Source organism: Chryseobacterium hilariae, assembly GCF_051400735.1.
GTDB lineage: Bacteria > Bacteroidota > Bacteroidia > Flavobacteriales > Weeksellaceae > Chryseobacterium.
The window spans coordinates 317,406-344,087 of the sequence record NZ_JBLFFJ010000002.1 but is presented as its reverse complement, the minus strand read 5'-3'; the positions used below and the strand labels follow the sequence as shown (position 1 = coordinate 344,087).

The following is a 26,682-nucleotide window of genomic DNA, read 5'->3' as shown; positions in this document are numbered from 1 at the left end:
TAAAACAAAATATATGAAGACATCCGTTTTTTTAGAGAAATTGCAAGAAGAATTAGAAGAAAAAGAGCCATTAACAATTGAAACAAACCTGGGACAGCTGGAAAGCTATGATTCTATCAGTCTGCTTTCTGTAATTGCCTTTGTTGATGAGAGTTTCGATAAGAAAATTGATTCAAATTATTTTAAAGATATAGAAACTGTTTCTGATCTTATGAATATTATTGGTAAAGAAAATTTTGAAGATTAGTGAATCGGTTTTCTTTAAAAGATAAAATAATTCTTATTACAGGCGCTTCTTCCGGTATCGGGAGAAGCTGTTCTGTAGAATGCAGCAAGAGTGGGGCAGATCTTATCCTTATTGCCAGAAACCAAGAAGAGCTGCAGAAAACAGTATCCATGCTGGCTCCGGATACCAAAGCTGAAACTATTATTGCAGATATCACCAGCGCTGAAAACCTTGAAGAGCTGATCGCTGAAAAAGTATCTGTTTTAGGTAAAATCTCAGGATTCATCCACTGTGCAGGGATAGAAAAAACGCTTCCGCTGAAAAAACACACTCCCCAGCTTTACACAGATATTTTTGCAGTCAATATGATCTCCGGGTTTGAAATTGCCAAGATTTTAGCCCTCAAAAAATATAAAAACGAAACTTCCAGTTTTGTCTTCATTTCCTCAGTAGCAGGAATGGTGGGCGAAATAGGGAAAACAGCCTATTCAGCAAGTAAAGGCGCCGTAATTGCGGGAGCACGATCCATGGCTATGGAGCTTTCAAGAAGTGGAATAAGGGTCAACAGCATAAGCCCGGCTATGGTAAATACTCCGATACTGGAAAAAATGTTTAAAAACGTTGGTGAAGACGCTGCAGAAGGGATTCTTAAAAAACACCCGTTGGGAGTAGGGCAGCCTGAAGATGTAGCCAACGCCTGTATTTTCCTGCTTTCGGATGCCTCAAAATGGATTACAGGCTCGAATCTCGTGGTGGACGGAGGATATTCCGCCCATTAATTTTTTCTGTAGAGATCTTCAAGAATTCCTTCCACTGCATTAAAGATTTTCTGATTGTCGAATTGGTCCTCTATGGTTTCCAGGTTTTTTCTGATCCTGGCAATAAGCTCCGGATCGGTTAGAAAGGCCTTCATGGCAGCATACATCTCATTCGTATCATAATTGATGAGGTAGCCGGTTTCTCTGTCTCTGATCATCACGCCTACATCTCCTGTATCGGTAGCAATAATAGGTTTCTGAAGGATTAAAGCTTCAGCGATTACCAGCGGCCATGCTTCAGATTCGGAAGGCAGAATAAAATAATCTGCATTTTTTATGTAAGGATAGGGATTCATCTTATTACCGCTTAAAATAAACGTATCCTGAACATTATTCATCCGTATCTGCTCGGTAAGGTTTTTCATTTCTTCGCCGCTGCCTACAACGATGATACTATGGTGGAAACCCTCATCAATTAATTTTTTGTGGGCATCAATAAGCTTATGGTATCCTTTTCTGTCGTGAAGGCGCCCTACAGAAACAAAAACGGGACCTTCAGGAAGAGATTCTATTTTTTCCTGTGCTTTTTTCTTGATTTCGTCAATAGGAATGGCGTTGATCACTACACTTTCTTCAGGGTATTTCAGTTCCGGATAATATTTATGCATCAGATCTTTGATTTTCTGAGAACAGTAAATCATGTGGTCGAACTGAGGGAAATTGTCCAGAATGTCAGGAACCAGCGGCTGTAGCTTAGGCAAATTGATTTCAGAGTGAAACCAGCCTAATTTCTTAGAGGCTTTGTTGCTGGAATTGATAACAGATGAAAATGCTGAGTAAGTAGGAGCAATCTCGATATCATATTTTTTGTTCCCCAAAAGGCGGTCAGAAATTTTATTGTTTTTTAGAATGCGGGAAAGCTTCAGTCTTCTGCGAATCAATTGGAGTTTATGGATCAATGGATTTTTGGATAGATCTTCCTTTCCATCAGTAAAATATATCTTTTTAACGTGTTCCGGGAATTCATTTCTCAGTTCACCCTGATTCATATTCAGACATACTGTTATATCAAATTTTTCAGGATTGAGATTATTGAGGATACTGAGAATCACTTTTTCCACGCCGCCCATTTCCATGGAACGGTGTCTGAAAAGGACTTTTATTTTCTGATTTTCTGCTGACATTACCTGAAAAGTTTTTGTAAAGTAATAGAGATTTTTCTTTTTATCCTATATGGAATTGAATTCTGATATTCCAATAGTTTGAAAATTTCCTGTTGTCCGGTATAGGTTTCCGGAACTTTCATTCCGTTTATGCTTTTAATATTCCTTCGCTTCATTGCATTGAAAACCACCAGGGCGAAATATTCGTAAGATTTGGTTTTATTCTCGTTTTGTGAAATTCCACCTGTATGGGTTCTGTAAAGATAATTTGTGTCGTTGATGAAATAAACATCACCTTTTTCATACATCTTTAAATAGAGATCCTGATCCTCCGAGATTTTCAGTGCAGCATTCATCTTTTCAGTTTGCTCATAGATGTCTTTTCTGAACGTTACAAAATGGGCAATCTGAATAGGGTAATTAAAAAAATAGGGATCCTTATTCTGAACCTGCATCGCAGATTTAAAAGGAGCAATAGGCTTCAGATCCTTATCGCAGCTCATAAACCGTGAATAAGCTAATACTACATTCTTTTTCTGCGCGAATATACTTACAGCCTTTTCAATAGCATGAGGAAGAATAGCATCATCAGGATCTACAAAACCACAAATGTCTCCCGAAGCAAGATCAATAAGTGTACTTTTGGTAACTCCCACGCCGGAATTTTGTTCATTTTCGAAAAATTTAAACCGTTCGTCACCGGCAATGATGGCCTTTATCTGTGTCTTTTCGTCTTCAGACGAGGCATCATCCAGAATGATAGCTTCCCAATTTTTGTAGGTTTGGGCAAGCAATGAGCTATAGCAGTCTTTGAACAGCAGAGCATTATTGTAATGGGCGATAAGTATTGAGAATTTCATCTGAATTTAAAGGGAATTGAATACTAGATCCTGTTTATTAACAACCTTTGTATTGGCAGGAACATCTTTGAATATGGTACATCCTGCTCCGATAATGCAGTTGTCGCCTATTGTAACGCCTTTCAGTACTGTAACATTACTTCCAAGCCAGCAGTTGCTGCCTATTTTTATAGGAGCTTTAGTAAATTTAGACGGATGAAGCTTGAAGGTTGGAGAAGTTTCATAAGTGTGGTTATGGTCATAAAGCCTGACGTTTTCACCAAACAATGTATTTTCACCAATTGAAATATGCTCCAGACAGTTGATCGAGCAGAAGTTATTCATGAAAAAATGGTCACCTATTTCTAGGTTAGCATCTTTCATTACCAAAATAGAAGTGTAGTTTCTGAATTCCACAGACTTTCCGATACTTACTTTTTTTATATCCTTATCCAGGACAAAGCGCCCACCCACACCCAGTCTGATATTTTCAAAAAATACTTTCGGGTTTTTTCTCAGAATAGAAAGCTGCTGCCTTCGGTATATTTTTTCGAAAAAATTGTAGAACATACAGGAGTTTTTAATTTTTTTATTTCACTTGGGCCTCACAAATATAACCTGTTTTTACATAAATGAAAAAAAAATATTTATTTTTGCGGTATTAAATACAACACAGTGAGTGAAATAACAAGGGTTCTCAAGACATTAATAGGGTATTTGAAAAGACCCGATCTTTATCCGGAACTGGGCCGGAAAATTATTAAAAATACAGTCAACAGAGGCAATGCTTTCAAAGGAAAGGAAAAAACAAATTCTTGGGCTGCTGGAAAAGCAATTTCCCAGAAGGAGGCTGTTTCAAAGCTATTCGGTCTTGAAATAAATGCTTTCCGTACTGATTACGCTGAGGCTTTAAGAACGGCAGAACAACGAGAAAAAGAATGTCCTGTAAAAATGGGTGGTCCCGGAGCTTTGGAGCTGATGTATTATGCGTGCGAATTTGCCAATGCAAAACAAGTAGTGGAAACTGGGGTAGCATATGGATGGTCGTCTCTGGCTTCACTTCTGTCTCTCACAAAAAGGAACGGAACACTGTACAGTTCAGATATGCCGTATCTGGCGCAGGATGGAGACCAGTACGTAGGTTGCGTTGTTCCTCAAAATCTTAAAAACAACTGGAAATTATTCCGTTTTGCCGATAAAGAATCATTGCCAAAGATTTTTGCTGAAAACTCAGTTTTTGATGTTCTTCATTACGATTCCGATAAAAGTTATAACGGGAGAATGTGGGCTTATGATGAGCTGTATAAGCATCTGAAAAAAGGAGGCGTTTTTATCAGTGATGATATTGGTGACAATTCAGCTTACCAGGATTTCTGTGAAAAAAACAGCATAGAAACGACGGTAGTGGAATATGAAGGGAAGTATATCGGCGTTTTTATTAAGTAGTTTTTTAGACTGTATCGTTATGTATTATGATGCTTTAACCGTATATTTTCATGAAGGGAGAGGAAAGTGTTTAAAGATTTTCTAAAAGTGTTTTCTTGCCCCCTAAACTATTATAAAGCTGTTGAACAGTCCTTGTGAATGAAGATAAGCCAGATTACCTTTACCAGATTCCTTGCAGCTATAGCTATAGTTATTTCTCATTTCAATAAAGATATGTTTGTTTATAAGACAGATTATATTTCAAATATCTTTTTAAAAGCCAACGTTGGGGTGAGCTACTTTTTTATTCTCTCGGGTTTTATCATGATCGTAGCGTATCATAAAAAAGAGAAAATAGAATATATAGAGTATTATAAAAACAGGTTTGCAAGGATTTATCCGTTATATGTAGTGGGACTGTTGCTTTACTTGGTGACCAGATATTCAAATTTCAGTATTATCAATATTTTTTTATATCTGTTTGGGCTGCAGAGCTGGATTCCGGGTAAGGCTATGATCCTGAATTTTCCGGGATGGTCTATTTCTGTGGAATTTCTTTTTTATCTGATTTTTCCTGTACTCTATAATTATTTTTACTCTAAAAAGAATAAAAGCATCTGGGTGGCAGGTATTGTGCTCTGGATCATTACACAGGTATTTTCCCATCTCTATGAGGATTCACTATCCTATAAAGGGCCACATACAGAAAGCCACGAGTTTTTGTATTATTTCCCGCTGATGCATGTAAGTGAATTTTTAGTAGGTAACCTTGCCGGGCTATATTTCGTGAATAATTTTAAGCAGAAAAATTATGATATTCCTGTAATTCTGGCCTTTGCAGGTGTGATGCTTTCGTTGATATTTGTTCCTCTTTTTTATCATAACGGTCTTATGGCAGTACTTTTTATTCCGCTTATTCTTTTAATCTCATGGAATAACGGAACGGTAACAAAAATTTTGTCATTAAAGCCGCTGGAATACCTGGGTGAGGTGAGTTATGCGGTATATATTACCCATATCCCTATTCTGTATATTCTGAGGGAAATTCTGAAACAACAAAATTATAAATTCGATATTAACAGTGTGTTCTGGATTTATCTGGCTGTACTTATCTTTACCTCGATGCTGTTCTATCAATTTATTGAAAAACCACTTAGAAATTATCTTAAAAAAGTAAATATCAGATAAAATCTTTATTTTTGCAGCAAAAACACAATGAAAAGAAATACGAACATTCTCAAGGCATGTACAGCATGCAGTTATGCTAAAGATCCGGAACTCACGGAAGCTTTTAAAAGAAATAAGACGGAACTGACAGCATTGGGAACGGGTACATTCATATCTTAATAATAAAAGAATTCATGTACAAAACGTTTTCAGAACTGAAAAAAGGCCTCCGCAGAGACATCCCTCATCTTAAGAAGATTAAGGTGGCATTACTTGGTGACACTGCTACACAGTTTCTCAATCTTGCTTTGAAAGGTACTGCTATAAATGAAGGCTTTGAATTTGAGATTTTCGAAGCTGATTTCGGACAGATTTCCCGGCAGATCCTGGATCCCACCTCAGAATATTATGAATTCAATGCAGATTATACAATCATCTTTGAGTCCTCTCATAAATTATTAAGTCAGTATTATAAATCTTACGATACTCAGGCTGCTTTTGCAGAAACAAAGATTTCCTATGTTGAGGATCTTTACCGCACGATTCAGAGCAGAACCAAAAGCAGGGTGATTTACTGTAATTTTCCGCTGATCAACAATCAGATCTTCGGTAATTTTTCCAATAAGGTAGAGTCATCTTTTGTTTTCCAGCTGAATAAGCTGAATTATCTGCTTTCGGCAGAGCTGGCGATCAAAAATGATAACTTCTTTATTGCAGATCTGCTTTCAATCCAGAATAAATGGGGAAGAGACTTTATGTTCTCCCCAAGCATTTACGTGAACACAGAAATGGTGCTTTCACTGGATGCCCTTCCGATTGTTGCCCACCATATCACCGGTATTATTTCCTCTTTGGAAGGAAAGTTTAAAAAATGCCTGATTCTGGATCTGGATAATACTATGTGGGGCGGAATTATCGGAGATGACGGCCTGGAAAAGATCCAGGTAGGAAGTCTTGGAATAGGAAAAGCATTCACTGAATTTCAGTACTGGATCAAGGCACTTCAGAGAAGAGGTATAATTTTGGCTGTTTGCAGCAAGAATGATGAAGATAAAGCCAAAGAGCCTTTTGAAAAGCATCCCGATATGGTCCTTAAACTGGACGATATTGCTGTATTTGTAGCTAATTGGGAGAATAAAGCGGATAATATCAGAAAGATTCAAAATATTCTTAATATTGGATTTGATTCTATGGTGTTTCTGGATGACAATCCGTTTGAAAGAAATATCGTACGCGAAAACCTTCCTGAAGTCTGCGTTCCCGAATTGCCCGAAGATCCGGCAGAATATCTGGAATATCTTTACGGGCTGAATCTTTTTGAAACATCCAGTTTCTCGGAGAACGATGCGGAGAGAACCAAACAATACCAGGTGGAAGCACAGAGAGCAGTTGATCTGGACAGCTTTACCAATGTGAAAGATTTCCTGAAAAGCATGAATATGGTTTCAGATGTGAAATCTTTCGACAGCTTTTCAAAACCGAGAGTTTCACAGCTGACACAGCGTTCCAACCAGTTTAATTTAAGAACGGTGAGATACACGGAACAGGATGTGGACAGCTTGATCAATTCCGAGAAGCATCATACTATTTCTTTCACTCTGGAAGATAAATATGGCGATAATGGACTGATCTGTGTAATTGTTTTGGAAAAGAAAGATCCGGAAACCCTTTTCATAGATACCTGGCTGATGAGCTGCCGTGTATTGAAGAGAGGAATGGAAGATTTTACCCTCAATACCATTGTGGAAACAGCCAAAAAGCACGGCTTCAAAAATGTTGTGGGAGAATATCTTCCTACTGCAAAAAACCAGATGGTAAAAGATCATTATGAAAGATTAGGATTTACCGAGCATAATGGACAGTGGCTTCTGAATGTCGACGAATATCAGTCAAAAGAAGTATATATTACTAATAAAAAATAAACAAAACATGGATAAGAACGAAATTTTATCAAAGCTTACCAATGTCTTCCGTGACGAATTGGATAATGAAGAAATTGTATTAAACGCAGAAACTACAGCCGAAGATGTTGAAGAATGGGATTCCCTTTCCCACATTCAGTTAATTGTTGCCGTAGAAAAAGCTTTCGGAATCCGTTTTACCTCTTCTGAAATCCAGGGGTGGAATAATGTAGGTGAAATGGCTGATTCTATAGCTTCAAAACTATAATGAAATTTCATCACATTGGAGTTGCCTGTAAAGATATACAGGCAGAACTCCAAAATATAAGAACACTCCATAAGATTGTTGAAGAAACTCCTGTTATTTTTGATGCCAATCAACAGGCGGAACTTTGTATGGTTACTGTGGAAGATGGTTTAAACATTGAGTTTGTTTCCGGGAAACCTGTAGAGAATCTTTTGAAAAAGAGAATTTCATATTATCATATCTGCTATGAAGTTGAAGATATTGATAAAACAATAGAACATCTTATCCAAAATGGAGGAATGCTTATTTCCCCTCCCAAAGAAGCTGTTCTTTTTAATAACCGGAAAGTGGCTTTCCTGATGCTCTCTTACGGAATTGTTGAACTTTTAAACAGTAACTAATGCAGTTTACATCATTAGTATTCATTCTTTTTTTCTCAGTTGTGTTTGCTGTGTATTGGTGGGTTTTAGGTAAAAAGCTTAAAGCTCAGAATATATTTTTATTATTGGCCAGCTACGTATTTTATGCAAATTGGGACTGGAGGTTTTTAATACTTTTGATCATAAGCTCAGGGGTTAGTTATTATTTGGGATTAAAAATTTCTGAGAGTAAAACTCCTGGAAGAAAGAAACTTTTAGTTAATCTCGGGCTTCTTTTCTCCATTGGAACTCTGTTTTACTTTAAATATTTCAATTTTTTCATAGGTTCTTTTGCAGAGCTGTTCAATATTAAAAGTACATTTACTTTAACGATAATTCTTCCTTTGGGAATCAGTTTTTATACCTTTAGGATGATAAGCTATCTGCTTGATATTAAGAATAATAAATTGAAGGCGGAGACCGATGTATTGGCGTTTTTTAATTATATTGCTTTCTTTCCGAGCATGACTTCCGGACCTATTGATAAGGCCGGGCTGCTATTGCCACAATTAAAGAAAGAAAGAATATTTACGCTGGAAAATGGCTCAGATGCTGCAAGGCAGATTCTTTTGGGAGCATTTAAAAAACTTGTTGTTGCGAATAGTATCAGCCCTATTACTCAGGAAATATTTCAGAACTATGATCATCTTTCAGGAAGCACCGTTGCTTATGGGATGATTTTATTCCTTTTTGAGATGTATGCGGATTTTTCCGGGTATTCTGATATGGCAATTGGTTTTGCCAGGCTTTTAGGATTTAAGATAACAAAAAACTTTGCCTTTCCGCTCTTTGCACAGAACATTGCAGAATACTGGAGAAAGTGGCATATTTCACTGACTTCCTGGTTAACGGAATATGTTTTTACCCCTTTGGTCATTCAGTTCAGGGATTATGAAAAGAAGGGGTTGATTGCAGCAATTATTCTGAACTTTATATTAATCGGAGCCTGGCATGGGCCAAGATTTACCTTTGTGCTGTTTGGTCTTCTTCACGGACTTTATTATGTTCCATTGATCTTAAAAGATAAGCTGAACAAAAAGAAAAAGTTTTCAAAATCTATTCCTACTTTTCAGGAATTTGGAAATATTTTGCTGACAATGGCAATGGTTTGTTTTGCCCTGGTACTGTTCGTTGCGCCAACCCTTACTGATGCACTGGGAATGTATGGAAGGATTTTCAGTCTCTCTGTTTTTTCGGTTCCGGAGTTTATGAAAATTAAAATTTTAGGATTAATAGGAATCATAATATTGATAGACTGGCTGAATAAAGATCAAGAACATGGTCTTGAAATCAGCAGATTTAAACCTGTTATGAGACGGGCTTTTTACGTTTTTCTTATTTTCATGATTTTATATTTCGGTGTGTTTGGTAATGCTAGTTTCATCTATGAACAGTTCTGATATGAAGAAGTTTTTATTTAAAATATCCTTTTATATTCTTGCCGTTGCTGCTGTTTTATTGTGGCTGGGAAGTTATGCAGATGGTAATACGGATGACAATTACAGACATTTTACAGGTCCTAAACCTTCCAATATAATTTTGGGAGATTCCCGCGGTTCCCAGGCTTTGGTACCAGATGTTCTGGACCGTAAATTTAAAGGCAGAAAATTTGATAATTTCTCTCTCAATCTTAGTGAGTCACCTTACGGTCAGATTTATCTTGAAGCGGTAAAGAAAAAGCTTCATCCTGATACAAAGGATGGCATCTTCATTCTGACCGTCAATCCATGGAATGTATCCACAGGAAAAGACGTAAAAGATGCAAAAGAATATACCGAGAATACTTCCGCATTGGCAGACATGCACTTTTATGATATCGCGCCCAATTATGAGTACCTTTTAAAGCATTACCCTAAAAGCTGGTTTAATATCTACAACGACAGGGAAGTAGTAGCAAGATCCAATACTTATCTTCATAAAAACGGTTGGATGGAAGTAACGGTTGATATCAATCCTGCGGATTTAAGGAAAAGAGAAGCCAGCAAGATAATCCAGTACAAAGAATTTGCAAGCACACAAAAAATATCTCAATACAGACTGGATGCCCTGGAAGACATCATTCAATACCTTGATACCAAAGGGACTGTTTATATTGTCAGAATCCCAGGATTTAAGGGAGTGATGGATATAGAAAATGCTTTTTCTCCTGACTTTAATGATATAATAGGATCTATTGCCAAGAAAAATGACGTGAAATTTCTTGACTTTTCTTCACAGTATGATAAGTACATCTATACAGACGGAAACCATATGTATAAAGAATCCGGGAAAATATTTACGGCCCAGATTGCTGATTCTATTCTTCTGGATAAGAAAATATTAAAATAAATTTTTCCTGAAATTAATATTGAACAAGCCCGAGCGGATACTTGGGTAATCTGAAACCAGATATTTAACGATCATTCCCCATTTTTTGAATGTCGGAGCAACGGCGATCTCAAAACTGCGAAGCATTCTGTTGATATGAAGTTTTACATTTTCGGGGACGGTTTCTTCATTTTCAGCCCATGTATTCAATTCTCTCCAAAGCAAAACACGTGTTTTGGCAGGATTTATTTTCCCTGAATCTACTTTTGTGATTCTGTTGTTCTCATGTACTCCTCTTAAGGCGATAGCTTTATCATTAATGCCTGTATAAAGCTTAAGATAATAGGCGAATCTTATGGTGATTTCCGAGTCCTGATGAAGCCTGAGAGAGGTTTCGAAAAATCTGTCCATTTTTGTTAAAGAGGATTTTCTTAAGGTTAAAGTATCCAGGTGAATAAGCCCAAAAGTACCGCGTAAACTTATCAGGCCCAGATAAACATCTTCAGGATTGGTTTTTTTGTATACTGTATCCAGTTTATCTTTATAAATAGGATAATACTGTTCCCTGGCTTTCTCCGAATAATATTTTACCCCGATAGCTCCATAAACGCCTTCTACATCAGGATTTTTAAAAAGCTCCCTTTCAGCATCGAATCTGTTGGGTAAATAATAATCATCCGCATCCAGAAATGCGATAAAATCTCCTGTCGCCTTTTCCATTCCTAAATTTCTGGAGGCTCCCGCACCATGATTCCCTTTGTCGGGATGCTGGTAAAGTTTAACCCTATCGTATTGTTCGGCTAATTTCCGGCAAACCTGAAGAGCATTATCCGGAGACTTATCTTCAATTAAGACAACTTCATATACTTCTTCGAATTGAAGAGCGGATTCTACAGCCTGCGAGACATATTCTTCAGCATTATAAACGGGAATGATTACGGATATTTTCATTATTATCGTTTGAGATAGGTAAAACGGTATTGTGTTTTTAATATTTGAGGGTCTTTGATTACTTCTAAAAAGGTACAAAAATATTTATTTAATCCTGTTTTTAAGGATAGATCAAATGATTTATAAGTTAAATAAATCTTTCTTTTACAATCTGAAGGCAGCGTATTGGAATCTGCCCAGTCATGCAATGATTTCCATAAAAGCAGCTGCCTCTCATTATACTGCGGTGAATATCTTATGATTTTTGTAATCCTGTTATTGTCATGAATCCCTCTTATGGCAATAGCTTTATCTATAATCCCTGATTTTAAATAGCAGTGATAGGCCAGTTTAATGATAAAATCGGAATCCTGATGTACACGAAGATTTTCGTTGAAGCGAAGATTATTCTTTACCAGCACTGATTTTCTGAGGGTAAGGGTATTCAGATGAAAGAATGTTCCAAAGACCTGAGAAGTCAGTCCTAATAAGCCTTTCAAAACAGTTTCACCTTCCGCAGGGAAATTAACGGTGGTCAATGAGACATCTTTAAACTTATCCTGAAACTCTTTTCTGCCTTTTTCAGATAAATACTCTACGCCGATAGCTCCAAAAACACCTTCAATTTTTTGTTCTTTAAAGGCTTCTTGTTCAGCATTAAAACGATTGGGAAGATAATAATCATCAGCATCTAAAAAAGATATAAACTCGCAGCCTGCTTTTTCAAGACCTAGATTTCTTGTAGCTCCCGCTCCATGATTTCCTTTATCCGGATGTTGATATAATTTAATCCTTGTATCTTTTAAGATCAGTTTCTGACAGATTTCTAATGAATTGTCGGTGGATTTATCCTCAACCAAGACAATTTCTTTTACTTCTTCAAACTGTAAAGCAGAATCTACCGCTTTTTCCAAAAAGGCAGATGCATTGTAAACAGGTATAATTACAGAGATATTCATGCCTTGCTATATATGGCTTTTAATTTTTCACTGACAATATGGGGATCGTGGTTCTTTTTAATTCTTTCCAGGGAATTGGCTGACTTTTCAGGCAGCTGTTCCGGGTTTGTAAAAATACCTTCCAAAATATTTTCAAGCTGTATTTTCAGTGTTCTTTTTAGTTCTTCCCGTTGTTCATCAGTAAAATAAAGGGCCTGTTTTAAACGGTTTTGAGGAAGATGAATAAGCCATCCGCAATCTTCATTATTGATTTCCGGCAAGGCACGTATGTCTGTCGTAATCACAGGAACGCCTGCTGCCTGCATTTCCAGAACAGAGAATCCATAGGTATCCGACCAAGTGGGCAAAAGACCGATATGTGACTGTTTAATAAGCTCTAGCACTTTTTCATTAGGGATATTTTCAAAAATATCAATCCATTCTTCTTTTTTTAATATTTCTTTAGTTTCCAGGGCTTCTTTTTCGGTAACTCTGGTTACGTAGTTATCCGTTTTAAATGACGAAACAATACTAAGCCTGAAATTGTATTTCTGTCTTAACTTCTTCAAAACTTCCATCATCTCAGGGCCTCCTTTCAGATGAAACTGTGTGCCTACGAAAATAAGATTGAAGATTTCCGTGTTTTGGTAAATCTCCTGTGAGTTTCTCGGGATAATTTCCTGCGATGGATGGATTACTGAAAGTTTGGATTTTATAATTTCCTGAAATTCGGGGTAGTTCTTTAAAAGCTCCATCTGGATATTGGCAGCTGCATTTGAAATTGAGATAATTCCCAGGCAGTTTTTTTTGCAAATCTGTTTGAGGGCATTTTCTGTTTTTTCATTACGGATATGCTGAGGTTCAGTTTTCTGATGATCATCTTTAGTTTCAGGGAAACGCGGAACAAGAGTCTCAAAAGAAGTTACCCATTTCTGGGAAGAATAATTGATATCATTGTAAAGATGAAGGATATCAATCTTAGGGTTCTGATAAAAGAAATACCTTCCTCCAATATCCATCTTTTTTCTGAATAAAATTTTCCTGACAGTAGATAATGAATGAAAAAGATTGTTGTTCTTTCTTAGAAAAACATAGTGGAATTCAGAAACTTTATTTAAAATATTCCTTTTAATGGGATAGCCCTTTTCTGCCAGTCCTATTCTCATATTACTGTAAATGATTTTTATTATTTTGAAACCAGAGCGCTAAGATCAGTAGACTCCAATGCTGATGATGGTGATCCAGTTTTTTCTGTACCTCGTTAAAATCTAAAAACTCAAAAATATAACTGTTTTTATTTTCAAGAAGATCTTTACTTAGTTCCTGAAGTTCCTGTTCTTTGAACCATTCTTTTACAGAAGCCGCAAAGCCATTCTTTTTACGGACTGCAATTTCTTCTGTCCATGCTTGGGAATAGGCCTTTCTCAATATAATTTTATCCTCCGTTGAATTGACTTTGTATTGCCATGGCATCTGGATGCAGAATTCCGCAAAATCGATATCCAGAAACGGGATTCTTACCTCTACAGAATTGTACATGGAAGTTCTGTCGCCCTTCAGTAGCATATTGCCAGGGACATATTTTTCCAGATCGATCCGCATGAGATCATTAAAATCTTCATTAGTAGGCTTAAAACTGAAATCCTGCCCGGGAATTGCCTCGGTAATGCCCAGTTTTCTGATTTCAGAAACGGTAAAATAATTCCGGACCTTATTCTGATGATAATCTATAGTATCGCGATATTCTGCTCTTACACGCCTTTCAGAACCCATATCCCTGAATTTACCGGCCAAAAGAATCATCTTTGAAAGATAGTCCGGGTAATAGCCTTTTTGGGAAAGGTTGATATTGTATTTATAAAAAGTATAGCCTCCAAAAAGCTCGTCGCCCACATCACCTGAAAGGATTACTTTCAGATTTTTCGCAGCTTCTTTGAAAATAAGATGAGTCGGGAGCAGGGAAGAATCCATTAATGGCTCATCCATGTATGAATAAACTTCCTGTAAAGTTTCGGGAATCTTCTGTTTTTTATCTAAAAGAATATGGTGGTCTGTTTTGTATTTATCTGCAATAGCCTGTGCATACGGCATCTCGTTCAGGTCACCGCTTTCGTAGCCATACACCAATGTTTTTATATTTTCTTTATATTTCGAAGCAACGGCAACAATGGTACTGGAATCCAGGCCTCCTGAAAGGAAAGAACCTACGGGAACATCGGCTACCATTTGTTTTTTTATAGCGTTGTCTAAAAGATATTTAAATTTTTCAATACTCTCATCCATGCTCAGTTTTGAGGTTTCAGGAGGGATCGTCCAGTAAGGTTTTATATCTATTTTTCCTGCCTTGTATACCAGAGTATGGGCAGGTTTAAGATTGAAAATATTTTTATAAATTGTTTTATGAGGATGAATGTAGCCGTTTTTTAAATAATAGGCGATTTGTGCTTTATCAATTTCGGGCTTTATTAATCCTGATGCGAGAATGGCTTTAATTTCGGAAGCAAAAATAAACTCACCGTTTTTACCAACAGCATAATAGAAGGGTTTCTCTCCGAAACGGTCTCTTGCACAGAACAGCTCCTGCTTTTCCTCATCCCAAATTGCAAAAGCAAACATTCCCGGAAGATCATGAATCAGATTTTTTTCTTTTTTCTGATACATGGCAAGCACCACTTCAGTATCTGAGTTTCCGTGATAAGAATAGTCGGAATACTGATCTTTTATAGCCTGATAGCCATAAATCTCGCCATTCAGAACGATGCATTCCTTTTTTGTACTGGAGAACATGGGCTGTTTTCCATTTTTAGAAAGATCTATAATCGAAAGTCGGCGATGGCCTAAAGCCGCATTGTCATAAAATTCATGATGTGAAGAATCCGGACCACGGTATGCGATGGCGTCCGTCATCATTTGAATTTCGTTTTGATAGTTTCTGGCATTATTGGTTATAATTCCGGCTATTCCGCACATAGCTTATAATTTATTTATTTTTTTGATTCTTTTTTGCAAATCATGTTTTATTTTAATCGCATAGAGCGCTCTGAGAAAATTTCTTTGATTAATATAGATTTTACTAAAATTTATATTAATATCAAAGCCGTTTCTCCATATAATCTCACGGTATTTCTTTAACAGTAATTCGATGAAATTTTCAGGAAATATTTTATAATAATTTTTAATAATATGTTCACAGAATAGGTAAGTGGCCAATTGCTTATCTCTCGTAGAGTTATCCATCCCTGAAATGCTCTCGCTTGAAATTCTTACTCCTACTTTTGCATCCTGTATAAACAAAAAATCTTTCAGGTCTGAAAACTCAAGTATTGCCAGATCATCGGAATGCCATGCTAAAGGAAATTTTTTGAATCTATATTTCTGATACATTTCTTTACTGAAAATATTTTCTGATAAACTGTTGGGAAACTGGCTGCTTATTTTTTTGATTAAAAAGTCTTTTGAAGAAACAATATTCTCCAAATGAGTAGGATTTCTTGTTTGAATTCCATTTTCATCTATAATATATTGGGAGAATTTTACTAAAGAAATTTTATTTTCCTGAATTTTTTCCAGATTTTTATAAAACATTTCCACTACATTATCTTCCAATATATCATCATCACCCAATATCATTATCCATTCCTCATGTTTAGCTTCGTCAATGACTCTTTCCCATTGTAAAGCCAGGTTTTTACCTCCCAGATTTTCTTTATAGGTAAAATATTTATAATGGGTACTTTTTAATATTTGACTGATAAGATCTTCCGGATCTTCCGGACTAGCATCATTCCCTATATATACATTAAATCTTTTATCGGTTTGCGCTTCAACAGACTTCAATGTCTCCGAAAAAAACTTTTTTTTGTAATAAGGAACTATAACTGCTAACATATAAAAAAGGATTTAAATGTATCAAAAGAAATTAAATTCAGGCTTTCTTTTCTATGCTTGTCAAAAGTATAATATTCAAAAAAAGTATTTTCAATTTTATTGGAAGGTCCAAAATTTACTTTTCTTGAAATAACGCCAACGCCCCAATCTGTATCAATACAACAAGAATAGATGTCTTCTCTTTTTCTGTTTTTGACAAATGCTTTCCATGTTGTACCATTCCAAAGAGTTGAAGCCGGGGACAAAATATAATCATAATTTTCTGAAGCATGAAATTCAGTAGGAGGGTTACAGTCGTGCATCACAATAAATCCATCTTCTTTAAGATAATCTAAAGAGTTTTGTATATCTTTTTCCACCTGTTCCGCAAGATGAGAGCCATCAATGAAAATAACATCAAATTTTATATCACTTCTAAGGGCTTTTCCTGTTTTCAGCATTTCAAAAAACTCATCACTTGTGACTTTAAAATCTACACTGTTTTCAGCATTTTCATAACCAGGGTCAACACTATATTTTTCCTGAGAGGAAATCTTATTAAAGTTATCATTTGGATTTCTTACGCCTATTTCCAAATAGACAGTTGGTGCAGTAAATTGTTGCAAAAGAAAACTAATGATATCTGTTCTTAAAGGAGTTTTTTCGATTTCCTCAACAAACTTTTGTTTAGCATGAATGTGATATTTATTATTAAGGTATCTATTGGCTAATTCTAATTTTCTAAGTTGAAATTTTATAGCGTTTACTCCAGGTATTTTCATAATTTAAGTGTTAATTGTATATGATTATTCAGAATAAAGATAGGAATATTTTATTTTTTCTGAAATTGAGAGGGAAGGTATAAGGTAAATCTGCCTGCTTTTACAACTTTATATTGGTCAGGATGATTTACGAATTTTAAAGGTACGAATTCTTTTGGGCTGAAAGGATAATCATTACTTTCAACATAAATATAATCGTCCGGGGTTTTACCGGTTTTTTTAATAATATAATATAAATAATCTTTTAATGTGAAATAATAATAGATAGGAGGGCTGGCATCAAGTATATACAGATACCCCATCAGATGATTGCTTGAATAAATTACATTAGGCTGGTTTTGGAGATAAGGACGTAAATCTTCTATGTCCTTTTTCCTTTGCTTGTCCAGATACAGGTCATATCCGTTCACCTTTACTTTTTCTGTCTGCTCTGTAAAAACGAAATCTTTCCAGCTCTTTTCCTTTAGCAAATTTGGAAAAACCAGGTATTGATAAACAAAAAGAATAATAAAAGCCGCATATACTCTTACATTATAAACAGATAAAATAATGATGGAAAGGGGAAGATAATAGTAAACGTTATATAAAGTTCCTCTTACTTCGAAATAAGTACCCGATCCGAATGAAAGACCAAACGGAATCAACGATAACACAATAGGCATGGTTTTCTTTTCAAGGCTGACATCTTCAAGAGAATATCTGTAAATCAGCAGCGCGAGAAGCACATAGTTGAGATAAATAAAAGGATAAAACAGGAACGAGATCACAAAAATGATTCCCATTACAAGCAGTATATAATTGGTCAGATGAATTTTATTTTTTGAAAATCTATGTAAATACCCGATTAATAGTAGCGCAGGCAGGAATATAAAACCTGCCACTTTTAAAATCCATACAAGATAAAATCTTTTAGGATGTTGCTTAGTGTGGTATTGTTTGTAATATTTTATCCATTCAAACTGAGAAATGAATTTTGAAAAACTTTCAATAAATGTAAAATAGAATGCAATTCCCAATAAGCCGCCGGCAATTATAAAGAAGATAGGTCTTTTATCTTTTTTCCAAAAATTAAATAATAAAAAAGCTGCAATGGGAATGATAACGACGGTGTGTGGAATGCCATTAAACAATAATAGCCCCAAACAGAATCCGGAGATTATTAATGGTATTAATTTATTGTAAATCAGATAAATGAATATGGGTGCTAAGGAAATATTTATAAGAACCGTATTGCTGATATATTGGTGCAAAACAATATTACTGATTCCCCAGCTTACAAAATTGACAGTAATTCCCAGGAAGCCAATTAAAAAGGCATTGACTTTAAGCTTATAGTATTTTGCTGCAAAGAAATAAACAATAAAGGTGGAAATATTCAGTAGCGCGTACGTTATTATTCTGAAATGGTATGTATTTTCTGTAAAAAGAAATTTGAAAATTCTGTAAAAATTGGTAGAATCTACAGTAGGTAAACTTTCATGATCTTTGTAAAGGAAAAGATAAAACGCTTCATCATTAAAGATAAAGCCCTTATCAAGGTTGGAGTAAACAATATAACCGATGAATAATGAACCAATAACAAATATCCAGCTTAATAAATTTTCATATCTGAATTGAGATTTTTCCATGAATTATTTTTTTTGTGCCCAAATACTGAATCCTGAAGCGACATTCTTACTCATTGGATAGAATTGGAATAACACATCCAAAAACTTAATGGGGAAGGTCAGAACCATAAACAGTAAATAAAGTATTGTATGAAGCGGTTTTATTCCGAAGGAAAAAACCAGCGCAAACCATTCCTGAACTACCCAGAGCATTCCTGATGTAGGTCCGATAGATTTCAGCTTTAAAATGTCAAATTCTCTGAACTGATGCTTCATTCCTTCATAAGTGAACCTTTGAAAATCATATGGGGATGCGTGGAAAGGCTGCATAAATGGGATGAAACAATAAATTCTGCCTCCAGGTTTTAATATTCTGTGAATTTCAGAAATTACTTTCTGTGGATTAGGAACGTGTTCCAAAACTGCAATATTGATGATGTAATCTACAGAATTGTCCTTAAACGGGATATTCTCGATATCGCAAATAACATCTACATTTTCGTAAGGAAGTAAATCTACATTCAGAAAATCTTCTCCGAGATCAGAACTTCCACTCCCTAAGTTTAAGGCAACTACATTTTTGCCTTTAATTTCATTTCTGATAATTTTTCTTATATCAAATAAAGGTTGTGGATAAACAGGGCTTATAAACTCTATTAATAGATTGTATAATTTCCCGAATTTCTTTAATTTATATTTAATTTTATCAAGAAAATCAGTCACTACCTCTTCCTGAACAGGAACAAAAATATATTTTCCATCTTTTTCCTGAAATTGATCTTTAAATAATTCTGTATTAATTTTTTTCATCTTAAGTGTAGGTTTTTAAAGGTCAGTAATAGTATTGATTATTTTTTGCTGTTCAGTTTCATCAAGTTCATAATATAGAGGTAACCTTAAAAGACAGTCTTCAAAATGATCTGAGTTAGGTAGTTCGCCGTTGCTATGCTTTTGGGCATAAAATTCACTTTTATGTAATGAAAGATAATGGAAAACTGCTAAAATTTCATTTTTCTTTAATTTATTAATTAACTGAGTTCTGAAATCCAGATTTTTGCAGACTATATAAAACATGTGTGCATTATTGGTTGCGTTTTTTGGAATCGCGGGCAACGAAAAATTCTCATTACCTTTTAATCCTTCATAATATCTGTTCCAAATGGCCAGTCTTTTTTCCTGAATAGAATCTATATTTTCTAGTTGGGCCCAAAGAAAAGCAGAAATGATTTCGCTTGGAAGAAAGGAAGATCCTGTGTCTACCCATCCGTATTTATTGATTTCACCCCGGAAAAACATAGAACGGTTGGTTCCCTTTTCCCAGATAATTTCAGCTCTGTGTACAAACCTTTCATCATTAATAGTAAGCATTCCTCCCTCTCCTGAAATAATATTTTTGGTTTCATGAAATGAGAATGCTCCCAGATGACCGATACTTCCTAATGCTTTTTTAGTGCCGTTTTTGAATGTATAATAGCTGTCGATAGCCTGTGCCGCATCTTCTATGACAATAAGGTGATGCTTTTTGGCAATTTCCATGATTGTATCCATATCACATGCAATACCTGCATAATGAACGACAACAATGGCTTTGGTTCTATCTGTAATTAAAGCTTCAATTTTATTGGCATCAATATTTGGATTATCGGGATAAGAATCTGCAAAAATAATATGAGCATTTTGTCTCACAAAGGCAAGAGCCGTTGATACAAATGTATAGCTTGGAACAATGATTTCGTCTCCAGCTTCTATGTCTGCCAGAATAGCGCACATTTCCAATGCATCTGTGCAGGAAGTGGTAAGCAAAACCTTTTTGAAGCCATATTTTTCTTCAAAAAAAGTCTGGCATTTCTGGGTAAAGACTCCATTTCCGGAGATTTTTCCTGTAGCAACTGCTTCTTCTATATATTTTGTTTCTTTTCCTGTAAGGTAAGGTTTGTTAAAGGGAATCATTTGTTATTTTATTTTTCTTGCGGGGTTTCCTACGTAAGTGCCGGCTTCGTGAATGTCCTTAATTACGGTAGTACTGCCTCCCAGTTTTACATCATTTGTTATATTTTTATTATCAATAATCGTAGAATTTATTCCCAGAAAACATTTTTCACCAACTGAGACAAATCCTGCTATTTTTACTCCCGGAGCTAAAAAAGAGTGTCCCGCCACAATACTGTCATGCGCAATAATGCACCCCAGATTGATCAGACAGTTTTCAGAGATTACCACTTTCTTATCGAGAATGGTTCCAGGATAGATGACAGTCCCTTCCATGATTTGTACTGATGCATCACAAATAGTACTGGTGTGAATGATTGTGCCAAATGGAATATCTTTTTTATATTTTAAGAATATTTCCTTTCTTTTTTCCAGGTGATTATAGCCAATGCCGATAATTATTTCATCAAATTTCTTTTCTTTAAAAGCAGGGATAATTTCTTCTGTGCCACCCAAAATTTCATATCCGTTTTTTTTAGAGTGTGTTTCGAAATCGTCAAAAAAAATAACCTTTTGATAGTGGCCGTCGAGAATGGCAAAGTTTGCAATCTGCATTCCCAATTCACCGGAACCTATAATTGCAAGTGTTTTCATTTTGTGAAAATTTGGATTTTAAAAAGTTATTGGCATTGGTTTCTTTACTGAAATTTCTTACTTCAACAAAGTTTTTGGTGTACTGCATATCATCGTATACAACAAATAAGCCACTGATGGTTATAAGATCAAAATATTCCTTCCAGGCAATAGAGTTTGACTGAAGTATAAGTATTTTACTCATCACTATTATGTGTTATTTCTTCATCAATGATGTAAACCGGTCTGTTTTTCACCTCGTCAAAGGTCTTTCCTACATACAGTCCCACGATCCCAATACAGCAGATAATAACACCGGATAGGAACCAAATAGATAAAATAAGTGAACTGTATCCGGGCTCGGTGATTTTTCCCCGAAGGGTTTGAATTAAGAAAAAGATAGCCACAAAAACAGAGAGAACTGAAATAGCACCTCCGAAGCCTACACATATTTTCAACGGTTTGTTGGAAAAGGATACAATAATATTGAATGCTAAAGAAAAAAGCTTACCAAAGCTGTAATTACTTTTGCCTTCCATTCTTTCATTGTGCTCAACACTTATTTCATAACGGTTAAAACCTACCCAATTTACAAAAAGAGAAAATGCTTTAATGTAATCATTAATATTTAAAATACTGTTGATGACCTTTCTGTGGTAAATTCCAAAGTTGGCAACTTCTTCATTTACTTTCATATCGGTAAGGTAGTTAAAGGTGCGGATAAAGTACTGAGAAGTCAGTCTTTTGAAGGCATTATCCTTTCTTTCTTTTCGCTTAGCCTGTACCATATCATAACCTTCAAGAGCTTTATGGTAAAGTTTCTCAATTTCTTTGGGCTGATCCTGCATGTCGCAGTCCATGACTACAATCCATTCACCTTTAGCTTTGCTTAAACCTGCCATGATAGCCGGATGCTGTCCAAAATTTCGGCTCAGTCTGTAAATTTTCAGGTTTTTATTTTTTTCAGCAAGATCTTTCATGACTTCCCATGAATTGTCGGGGCTTCTATCATCTACAAGGATGATTTCATAGTTCACGCCAATCTTTTCAGAGACTTTATCAATTTCGGAAACTAAGGCAGGAAGTGTTTTTTCTGCACGATAGACAGGACTAACGATACTAATCATGAATTATGGGGAATAATAAATTTTTTTCAAATATATAAATAAAGAATTAGTTTTTTTAATTATAAAAATAATCCTTTGTTTGCTTATATATTAAGGAAACAGTTTCTTTCTTTTGTTATTTTTTCTTTAATTTTTAAAAGTTCAGAAGCATTTTTATGTATATTTCTATAGCTTTTAAAGTGTTTTTTAGCTTTGTCAAAATTTCCTGTCAAAGAATTTTTTATGATGCTTTGAATCAATGCTTTTTTTTCCCGTTGTAACGAATTTGGATGATTGGGATCTAAGATCTTCGTTTCTATACTCAAATCTTTGTACTTGTCATAGTTTATTTTGTTCAGGAGCTGTTTGCCATCGTGTACAGCTTTGCTACCAGGTACAAGGATTATTTTCTTTTTATGGAAATGAAGTCTGTTTATATATTCATTGTCTTCACCATAATGAAAGAAAAAAGGATTAAAACCGCCTACAACCTCTATTGTTTCTCTGGGTATAAGCCAATGGGCTGCATTTACAAAAACAAGCTCATAATATGGTTTCAGGGTCTGGAAATAGAGATCGGAAATAAGTCTGGTTGTATCATAATTTAAGGCAATATACTTGTCAAGGAATATATCCATCCTCTTTTCAGTACCATCTGTATGCACAGGGCTTATAATTCCTATTTCTTCTTTTTTCGGGTATCCGGTATATACATGAAGCATATTTTCAATGGTGTCAGGATAAATCCAGGCATCCTGGTTCATGAGATAAAAAAAATCCGCCCCTTCTTTATAAGCTTTTTCTATACCTATATTATTAGCTTTTCCAAAACCTAAATTTTCAGCAGACTGCATGAAGTCGATTTCCGGGAAATGATTTTTAATATATTCCTGGGTCCCGTCTGTAGATCCGTTATCTATGACAATGCATTTTACAGGGACTGAAGAATGCTTTAAACTCGTAAAACATTTCTCAGCCCATTTCATGGCATTATAAGTAACAATAATAATGTGGATATTCAACATTTTAATTTTAAATATACTTTTGGGTTAAAGTTTCCAAATATTCTTCCGGTTGTATTCCCAAGAAAAAAGAGGTTATATCTTCGTCAAAATCTACTTTATAAAAATCGCCTTCATCTGATTCTGAAAAATGGGCAGTCTTATCTGTCTTTTTTTCAATGGCACTGATGATTTCTTTAAGGTTATAATAATAGGGAAAAGCAAGATTAACGGTTTTGTTTTCATGGTTCAGGCAGTGAGATCCCAAAAATTTTGAAATATCATCAATGTCCAAGAGTAGTCTTCTGGCTTTTAGGTGAATGGGAAATTCTTTCTGATTCGCGATTTTAGTTTTCAGGAAATTAAAAAGCGTATTAGGATTTCCTCCTTTGCCTACAATATTTCCAATTCTTAAAATAAGAAAGCTTCCGGCATTGTTTTCAATATAATTTTCGATGTTTTTTTTGTGAATTACATAGGGGCTATCCTGCTTGGACTGATCGTAAATGCTTAATGTAGAAAAATAAACCAGTTTTTTTTCTTTATTTTCATCATGTACAGTTTTTAAAAAAGAAAGCTCTCTTTCAAATTCTGAGGTTCTTGTCTCCAGAGAGTTTGAAACGCCGGAGGCAAAGAAAATTGTGTCATTTCTGTCATAAGATTTTACAGCATTGGCTATAATACCATTTCCGATAATCATACGTTGGTTTTTTTCATTAGGTGTGTTATATAAGGGGAACAAAATTCCATATTTATATCTTGTAAATCAATGGTTTTTATTTTAAAAAATCAAAGATATGAAAATAGTATTTCATTTTTATTTGGGTTATAAAACGATCTGGAAAAGGGATTTTCTTAAGATAGTCTCTGTATTTTCTGTGACAGTAATGGATGTATCCGGTATTCAAATCTGTATTTAAGTGTAATCCGGAGACTACTTGTTTCACGAAAGGATATCTTTTGAATAGTACAAAAATACTTTCACGGGTCAGCGGTTTTTCCTCTTCAGCAGTGAATTTTGAGACCGTATTAAATCCAATATTCTGTTTAGGATGAATTCTGTATTCTCCCAGAACAGAATTTTCTATCCAAAGTGAATTCTTATCAGCAGCAAGAAGAAGAAGCTCATAATCGTGAATGATCGTCTCATTGACTCTTTTCAGGGGCAGGTGCTTTTTTAGAAAGATATTTCGTACTGCCATACTCATACCGGGAAATACATTTCCCTGATATAATAAACGTCTGATTATTTCTTGGGAATTCTTATAATGCTCAGGGTTAAAGTTTTCAATGTCCCAGTAGTTCAGGCTTTCCTGGCTGTTCATAGATTCACCGAAAAGTTTAATATTATGACATACTGCATTAATCTCCTTATGTTTTTCGAAGATTCCACTGATCAATTTGGTTTTATTGCTGTACCAGTGGTCGTCCTGATCACACAAGAGTACAATGTCACCGGAACATAGGCTCATGGCCTTTTCAAAATTGCGCACATATCCTAAGTTCTCATGGTTTTGATAGACCCTGATCATCTCCGGATACTGTTCTGCATAACGGGAAAGTATTTCTAGTGTACCGTCTGTAGAACCGTCATCACAGATTATAATCTCAGAAACCGGCAGGGTCTGGCTCAGAATACTGTCCAGCTGTTCGGCAATATAAGCTTCGCCATTATAGGTGCATAGTGCTACAGATGAGGTCATGATATCTGGATTTCTCAGTTTTTTTTCTGAAAAAGGTTGTAATAGTATCTTTTTAGGGTAAGATATCCGGAAACTATCTTACCTCCGGTTGCTTTTTTAAATTCATTTCTTTGCTGGATATATTGGGTAGACCGTACTTCTATAATATGATACATTAATCTGTCATGAATATGATCTCCATATAATTTTTTCAGCATTGGGAATATTTTGATCCTTTGGTGAAGGATTTTGTATAAATCTGATGACATGCTGTTGTTATCTCCCTTACGATAATGAGCCAATGGCTCATCTACAAGAAGTGTTTCCGGGTTATTTTTTGTGATGTATATCCACATCAGCCAGTCTTCGCAGCTTGTTAAGGTAATATCAAACTGGAAATCCTCCAGAAGTTTTTTCGAGATCAGTGCACAATGGATAGGAATGCTGAATTTCAGATCCCATCCAAATAAGATTCCTTCAAAAGAAAGGTAGTCCTGCTCAACACGATTATATCCTGTGTATTGGGTTTGATTTCTGTAAATAGTAAATTGACTTACTATCAATGGATATTCTTTGTTTCCGGAAAGGCTTTTTGAAAATTTTTCGGGGTGTATGATATCATCCGAATCCAAAAACTGAATATAGTCCCCTGATACTTTCTTAAGCCCTGTATTTCTTGCGGAAGAAAGCCCTCCGTTTTTTTTATAAATATAGATGAATCGTTTGTCTTTTTGTGTCCATTTTATTGCTGTTTCTTCTGTATGGTCGGTAGAACCGTCATTTACAATAATACATTCCCAGTTTTGATGTGTTTGATCCAGAACAGACTGAAGACATTCATCCAGATAGACAGCTTGGTTGTAGCATGGCACGATTACGGAGATTAATGTATTGTTCATTACAGATGTTTATAGAATTTACATAAACCCAGAATATTTCCAAGTTTTACCCATCGGGAATTCTTAATTTCTCTTTTCAGATTTGTATTGTGGGTAGTTTCCTTATTATATTGCCCCATCCTGACATAGTTGTCTAAAAAAAATTCTTCGACATTAATGTTTCTTCGTTCAGCCATTTTTATAAGTGCCACCCAATGCCAGTAAGCTGCCTGGTCTTCACTTTTATTGGATATTCCGCCACCATGTATTCTGTACAGATAAAGATCTTCATCTATGTATTTTACCGGAGCAGTCTCACACATCTTCATGTACCAGTCTTTATCTTCAGCCATTTTCAGATAAGTATCAATGCCTGATGTCTTATTATAAATGGTTTTTTTTAACGTTGCAAAGTGGGAGATCTCTGCATGGAAATTAAAATATTTTTCATCCAGACCGGTAATTTGAGTTCCCTTATGGACTCTTATTTGATTCAGCTGATCATCGCAGAAAATAAAATTGGAATAGACCAAACCTACATCCGGATTTTCTGAATGTGTTTTAAATACAATTTCCAGTGCATTACTGGTTAAAGCATCATCAGGATCCAAAAAACCGCAGATTTCAGAACTGCTTAGTTCCACCAGTTTCCTTTTTGTGTATCCCACTCCTTTATTAGATGCATTGACATGAATCTTAAAACGGGAATCATCTTTAGTTATATTCCTGATAAGCTCAAGAGAATTATCCTTTGAGGCATCGTCCAAAATAACAGCTTCCCAATCTGTAAAAGTCTGAGCAACAAGACTGTCAAAGCATTCTTTGAAAAAATGTCCGTTGTTATAATTGGCGATTAAAATACTTATTTTGCTCATCC

The 26,682-nt window shown here is 35.3% G+C and carries 30 protein-coding genes; 10 read left to right on the top strand and 20 right to left on the bottom strand.

The window, feature by feature from the left end:
• Positions 1-13 precede the first annotated feature (13 nt).
• Both ACMGDK_RS08395 and ACMGDK_RS08390 read left to right on the top strand, forming a co-directional pair.
• A complete protein-coding gene (locus ACMGDK_RS08395; RefSeq protein ID WP_436807518.1) occupies positions 14-247 on the top strand; it encodes a hypothetical protein in 234 nt (77 codons plus the stop codon).
• Positions 247-1,005 carry an SDR family NAD(P)-dependent oxidoreductase gene (locus ACMGDK_RS08390; protein ID WP_436807517.1) on the top strand — a complete coding sequence of 253 codons (759 nt, stop codon included), beginning with the start codon at positions 247-249 and terminating at the stop codon, positions 1,003-1,005. Before ACMGDK_RS08395 ends, ACMGDK_RS08390 begins: the two co-directional genes overlap by 1 nt.
• Here the strand turns inward: ACMGDK_RS08390 and ACMGDK_RS08385 are convergent.
• The 3 genes from ACMGDK_RS08385 to ACMGDK_RS08375 are packed head-to-tail and all read right to left on the bottom strand — an operon-like array spanning position 1,002 to position 3,556.
• The gene (locus ACMGDK_RS08385; protein ID WP_436807516.1) at positions 1,002-2,168 is read right to left on the bottom strand and encodes a glycosyltransferase; all 1,167 of its coding nucleotides are present in this window, start codon (positions 2,166-2,168) and stop codon (positions 1,002-1,004) included. The genes ACMGDK_RS08390 and ACMGDK_RS08385 overlap by 4 nt on opposite strands.
• Positions 2,168-3,007 (bottom strand): glycosyltransferase family 2 protein, encoded by an 840-nt coding sequence (locus tag ACMGDK_RS08380; RefSeq protein ID WP_436807515.1) that lies wholly within the window; start codon positions 3,005-3,007, stop codon positions 2,168-2,170. Before ACMGDK_RS08380 ends, ACMGDK_RS08385 begins: the two co-directional genes overlap by 1 nt.
• A 6-nt stretch (positions 3,008-3,013) precedes the next feature.
• The gene (locus ACMGDK_RS08375) at positions 3,014-3,556 is read right to left on the bottom strand and encodes an acyltransferase (protein ID WP_436807514.1); all 543 of its coding nucleotides are present in this window, start codon (positions 3,554-3,556) and stop codon (positions 3,014-3,016) included.
• Positions 3,557-3,661: 105 nt separating this feature from the next.
• Between ACMGDK_RS08375 and ACMGDK_RS08370 the strand changes: the two genes are divergently transcribed.
• The 8 genes from ACMGDK_RS08370 (at position 3,662) to ACMGDK_RS08335 (ending at position 10,473) form a co-directional block, all read left to right on the top strand.
• The gene (locus tag ACMGDK_RS08370; protein ID WP_436807513.1) at positions 3,662-4,432 is read left to right on the top strand and encodes a class I SAM-dependent methyltransferase; all 771 of its coding nucleotides are present in this window, start codon (positions 3,662-3,664) and stop codon (positions 4,430-4,432) included.
• Between the two features lie 138 nt (positions 4,433-4,570).
• On the top strand, positions 4,571-5,599 hold the full coding sequence (locus ACMGDK_RS08365) for an acyltransferase family protein (RefSeq protein WP_436807512.1): 1,029 nt from the start codon (positions 4,571-4,573) through the stop codon (positions 5,597-5,599).
• 27 nt (positions 5,600-5,626) lie between these two features.
• Entirely contained in the window at positions 5,627-5,758 is a 132-nt protein-coding gene (locus ACMGDK_RS08360) for a hypothetical protein (RefSeq protein WP_436807511.1), read from the top strand.
• A gap of 14 nt (positions 5,759-5,772) precedes the next feature.
• Positions 5,773-7,500, top strand: a complete 1,728-nt coding sequence (locus ACMGDK_RS08355; RefSeq protein WP_436807510.1) for an HAD-IIIC family phosphatase — start codon at positions 5,773-5,775, stop codon at positions 7,498-7,500.
• A gap of 7 nt (positions 7,501-7,507) precedes the next feature.
• Positions 7,508-7,747, top strand: coding sequence for an acyl carrier protein (locus ACMGDK_RS08350; RefSeq protein ID WP_426047782.1), 240 nt, complete (start codon positions 7,508-7,510; stop codon positions 7,745-7,747).
• On the top strand, positions 7,747-8,127 hold the full coding sequence (locus ACMGDK_RS08345) for a VOC family protein (protein WP_436807509.1): 381 nt from the start codon (positions 7,747-7,749) through the stop codon (positions 8,125-8,127). Before ACMGDK_RS08350 ends, ACMGDK_RS08345 begins: the two co-directional genes overlap by 1 nt.
• The gene (locus ACMGDK_RS08340; RefSeq protein ID WP_436807508.1) at positions 8,127-9,545 is read left to right on the top strand and encodes an MBOAT family O-acyltransferase; all 1,419 of its coding nucleotides are present in this window, start codon (positions 8,127-8,129) and stop codon (positions 9,543-9,545) included. The genes ACMGDK_RS08345 and ACMGDK_RS08340 overlap by 1 nt, the downstream gene beginning before the upstream one ends.
• A gap of 1 nt (position 9,546) precedes the next feature.
• Entirely contained in the window at positions 9,547-10,473 is a 927-nt protein-coding gene (locus ACMGDK_RS08335) for an SGNH/GDSL hydrolase family protein (protein WP_436807507.1), read from the top strand.
• Here the strand turns inward: ACMGDK_RS08335 and ACMGDK_RS08330 are convergent.
• From ACMGDK_RS08330 to ACMGDK_RS08250, 17 genes are all read right to left on the bottom strand, one after another.
• Positions 10,465-11,403 carry a glycosyltransferase family 2 protein gene (locus tag ACMGDK_RS08330; RefSeq protein WP_436807506.1) on the bottom strand — a complete coding sequence of 313 codons (939 nt, stop codon included), beginning with the start codon at positions 11,401-11,403 and terminating at the stop codon, positions 10,465-10,467. The two genes, ACMGDK_RS08335 and ACMGDK_RS08330, sit on opposite strands and share 9 nt — an antisense overlap.
• Before the next feature lie 2 nt (positions 11,404-11,405).
• Entirely contained in the window at positions 11,406-12,341 is a 936-nt protein-coding gene (locus ACMGDK_RS08325; RefSeq protein ID WP_436807505.1) for a glycosyltransferase family 2 protein, read from the bottom strand.
• Positions 12,338-13,486: a glycosyltransferase family 4 protein gene (locus ACMGDK_RS08320; protein ID WP_436807504.1), complete on the bottom strand. Its 1,149-nt coding sequence runs from the start codon at positions 13,484-13,486 to the stop codon at positions 12,338-12,340. The genes ACMGDK_RS08325 and ACMGDK_RS08320 overlap by 4 nt, the downstream gene beginning before the upstream one ends.
• A 1-nt stretch (position 13,487) precedes the next feature.
• A complete protein-coding gene (asnB, locus tag ACMGDK_RS08315; protein ID WP_436807503.1) occupies positions 13,488-15,290 on the bottom strand; it encodes an asparagine synthase (glutamine-hydrolyzing) in 1,803 nt (600 codons plus the stop codon).
• A 3-nt stretch (positions 15,291-15,293) separates the two neighbouring features.
• The gene (locus ACMGDK_RS08310; protein WP_436807502.1) at positions 15,294-16,208 is read right to left on the bottom strand and encodes a glycosyltransferase family 2 protein; all 915 of its coding nucleotides are present in this window, start codon (positions 16,206-16,208) and stop codon (positions 15,294-15,296) included.
• A complete protein-coding gene (locus ACMGDK_RS08305) occupies positions 16,202-16,969 on the bottom strand; it encodes a class I SAM-dependent methyltransferase (RefSeq protein ID WP_436807501.1) in 768 nt (255 codons plus the stop codon). The genes ACMGDK_RS08310 and ACMGDK_RS08305 overlap by 7 nt, the downstream gene beginning before the upstream one ends.
• 50 nt (positions 16,970-17,019) lie before the next feature.
• Complete coding sequence (locus ACMGDK_RS08300) at positions 17,020-18,597, bottom strand: hypothetical protein (protein WP_436807500.1); 1,578 nt, start codon at positions 18,595-18,597, stop codon at positions 17,020-17,022.
• 3 nt (positions 18,598-18,600) lie between these two features.
• Positions 18,601-19,386 carry a class I SAM-dependent methyltransferase gene (locus tag ACMGDK_RS08295; protein WP_436807499.1) on the bottom strand — a complete coding sequence of 262 codons (786 nt, stop codon included), beginning with the start codon at positions 19,384-19,386 and terminating at the stop codon, positions 18,601-18,603.
• Between the two features lie 15 nt (positions 19,387-19,401).
• Positions 19,402-20,526, bottom strand: a complete 1,125-nt coding sequence (gene rffA / locus ACMGDK_RS08290; protein WP_436807498.1) for a dTDP-4-amino-4,6-dideoxygalactose transaminase — start codon at positions 20,524-20,526, stop codon at positions 19,402-19,404.
• Positions 20,527-20,529: 3 nt separating this feature from the next.
• Positions 20,530-21,159 (bottom strand): acetyltransferase, encoded by a 630-nt coding sequence (locus ACMGDK_RS08285; RefSeq protein ID WP_436807497.1) that lies wholly within the window; start codon positions 21,157-21,159, stop codon positions 20,530-20,532.
• Positions 21,128-21,343: a WbqC family protein gene (locus ACMGDK_RS08280; RefSeq protein WP_436807496.1), complete on the bottom strand. Its 216-nt coding sequence runs from the start codon at positions 21,341-21,343 to the stop codon at positions 21,128-21,130. Before ACMGDK_RS08280 ends, ACMGDK_RS08285 begins: the two co-directional genes overlap by 32 nt.
• Positions 21,336-22,265 (bottom strand): glycosyltransferase family 2 protein, encoded by a 930-nt coding sequence (locus ACMGDK_RS08275; protein ID WP_436807495.1) that lies wholly within the window; start codon positions 22,263-22,265, stop codon positions 21,336-21,338. Before ACMGDK_RS08275 ends, ACMGDK_RS08280 begins: the two co-directional genes overlap by 8 nt.
• 83 nt (positions 22,266-22,348) lie before the next feature.
• Positions 22,349-23,269, bottom strand: coding sequence for a glycosyltransferase family 2 protein (locus ACMGDK_RS08270; RefSeq protein WP_436807494.1), 921 nt, complete (start codon positions 23,267-23,269; stop codon positions 22,349-22,351).
• Positions 23,270-23,276: 7 nt separating this feature from the next.
• Positions 23,277-23,945, bottom strand: a complete 669-nt coding sequence (locus ACMGDK_RS08265) for an NAD-dependent epimerase/dehydratase family protein (protein WP_436807493.1) — start codon at positions 23,943-23,945, stop codon at positions 23,277-23,279.
• 76 nt (positions 23,946-24,021) lie between these two features.
• Positions 24,022-24,948, bottom strand: a complete 927-nt coding sequence (locus tag ACMGDK_RS08260; protein WP_436807492.1) for a glycosyltransferase — start codon at positions 24,946-24,948, stop codon at positions 24,022-24,024.
• A gap of 14 nt (positions 24,949-24,962) precedes the next feature.
• A complete protein-coding gene (locus ACMGDK_RS08255; protein WP_436807491.1) occupies positions 24,963-25,826 on the bottom strand; it encodes a glycosyltransferase family 2 protein in 864 nt (287 codons plus the stop codon).
• Positions 25,826-26,680 (bottom strand): glycosyltransferase family 2 protein, encoded by an 855-nt coding sequence (locus ACMGDK_RS08250; RefSeq protein WP_436807490.1) that lies wholly within the window; start codon positions 26,678-26,680, stop codon positions 25,826-25,828. Before ACMGDK_RS08250 ends, ACMGDK_RS08255 begins: the two co-directional genes overlap by 1 nt.
• Positions 26,681-26,682: the final 2 nt, after the last annotated feature.

What these genes read in the sequence shown, in the direction of transcription:
- ACMGDK_RS08395 (WP_436807518.1), top strand. Translation starts at nt 14, where the DNA reads ATGAAGACATCCGTTTTTTTAGAGAAATTGCAAGAAGAATTAGAAGAA.
- ACMGDK_RS08385 (WP_436807516.1), bottom strand. Translation starts at nt 2,168, where the DNA reads ATGTCAGCAGAAAATCAGAAAATAAAAGTCCTTTTCAGACACCGTTCC.
- ACMGDK_RS08380 (WP_436807515.1), bottom strand. Translation starts at nt 3,007, where the DNA reads ATGAAATTCTCAATACTTATCGCCCATTACAATAATGCTCTGCTGTTC.
- ACMGDK_RS08375 (WP_436807514.1), bottom strand. Translation starts at nt 3,556, where the DNA reads ATGTTCTACAATTTTTTCGAAAAAATATACCGAAGGCAGCAGCTTTCT.
- ACMGDK_RS08365 (WP_436807512.1), top strand. Translation starts at nt 4,571, where the DNA reads ATGAAGATAAGCCAGATTACCTTTACCAGATTCCTTGCAGCTATAGCT.
- ACMGDK_RS08360 (WP_436807511.1), top strand. Translation starts at nt 5,627, where the DNA reads ATGAAAAGAAATACGAACATTCTCAAGGCATGTACAGCATGCAGTTAT.
- ACMGDK_RS08355 (WP_436807510.1), top strand. Translation starts at nt 5,773, where the DNA reads ATGTACAAAACGTTTTCAGAACTGAAAAAAGGCCTCCGCAGAGACATC.
- ACMGDK_RS08350 (WP_426047782.1), top strand. Translation starts at nt 7,508, where the DNA reads ATGGATAAGAACGAAATTTTATCAAAGCTTACCAATGTCTTCCGTGAC.
- ACMGDK_RS08345 (WP_436807509.1), top strand. Translation starts at nt 7,747, where the DNA reads ATGAAATTTCATCACATTGGAGTTGCCTGTAAAGATATACAGGCAGAA.
- ACMGDK_RS08340 (WP_436807508.1), top strand. Translation starts at nt 8,127, where the DNA reads ATGCAGTTTACATCATTAGTATTCATTCTTTTTTTCTCAGTTGTGTTT.
- ACMGDK_RS08335 (WP_436807507.1), top strand. Translation starts at nt 9,547, where the DNA reads ATGAAGAAGTTTTTATTTAAAATATCCTTTTATATTCTTGCCGTTGCT.
- ACMGDK_RS08330 (WP_436807506.1), bottom strand. Translation starts at nt 11,403, where the DNA reads ATGAAAATATCCGTAATCATTCCCGTTTATAATGCTGAAGAATATGTC.
- ACMGDK_RS08325 (WP_436807505.1), bottom strand. Translation starts at nt 12,341, where the DNA reads ATGAATATCTCTGTAATTATACCTGTTTACAATGCATCTGCCTTTTTG.
- ACMGDK_RS08320 (WP_436807504.1), bottom strand. Translation starts at nt 13,486, where the DNA reads ATGAGAATAGGACTGGCAGAAAAGGGCTATCCCATTAAAAGGAATATT.
- asnB (WP_436807503.1), bottom strand. Translation starts at nt 15,290, where the DNA reads ATGTGCGGAATAGCCGGAATTATAACCAATAATGCCAGAAACTATCAA.
- ACMGDK_RS08310 (WP_436807502.1), bottom strand. Translation starts at nt 16,208, where the DNA reads ATGTTAGCAGTTATAGTTCCTTATTACAAAAAAAAGTTTTTTTCGGAG.
- ACMGDK_RS08305 (WP_436807501.1), bottom strand. Translation starts at nt 16,969, where the DNA reads ATGAAAATACCTGGAGTAAACGCTATAAAATTTCAACTTAGAAAATTA.
- ACMGDK_RS08300 (WP_436807500.1), bottom strand. Translation starts at nt 18,597, where the DNA reads ATGGAAAAATCTCAATTCAGATATGAAAATTTATTAAGCTGGATATTT.
- ACMGDK_RS08295 (WP_436807499.1), bottom strand. Translation starts at nt 19,386, where the DNA reads ATGAAAAAAATTAATACAGAATTATTTAAAGATCAATTTCAGGAAAAA.
- rffA (WP_436807498.1), bottom strand. Translation starts at nt 20,526, where the DNA reads ATGATTCCCTTTAACAAACCTTACCTTACAGGAAAAGAAACAAAATAT.
- ACMGDK_RS08285 (WP_436807497.1), bottom strand. Translation starts at nt 21,159, where the DNA reads ATGAAAACACTTGCAATTATAGGTTCCGGTGAATTGGGAATGCAGATT.
- ACMGDK_RS08280 (WP_436807496.1), bottom strand. Translation starts at nt 21,343, where the DNA reads ATGAGTAAAATACTTATACTTCAGTCAAACTCTATTGCCTGGAAGGAA.
- ACMGDK_RS08275 (WP_436807495.1), bottom strand. Translation starts at nt 22,265, where the DNA reads ATGATTAGTATCGTTAGTCCTGTCTATCGTGCAGAAAAAACACTTCCT.
- ACMGDK_RS08270 (WP_436807494.1), bottom strand. Translation starts at nt 23,269, where the DNA reads ATGTTGAATATCCACATTATTATTGTTACTTATAATGCCATGAAATGG.
- ACMGDK_RS08265 (WP_436807493.1), bottom strand. Translation starts at nt 23,945, where the DNA reads ATGATTATCGGAAATGGTATTATAGCCAATGCTGTAAAATCTTATGAC.
- ACMGDK_RS08260 (WP_436807492.1), bottom strand. Translation starts at nt 24,948, where the DNA reads ATGACCTCATCTGTAGCACTATGCACCTATAATGGCGAAGCTTATATT.
- ACMGDK_RS08255 (WP_436807491.1), bottom strand. Translation starts at nt 25,826, where the DNA reads ATGAACAATACATTAATCTCCGTAATCGTGCCATGCTACAACCAAGCT.
- ACMGDK_RS08250 (WP_436807490.1), bottom strand. Translation starts at nt 26,680, where the DNA reads ATGAGCAAAATAAGTATTTTAATCGCCAATTATAACAACGGACATTTT.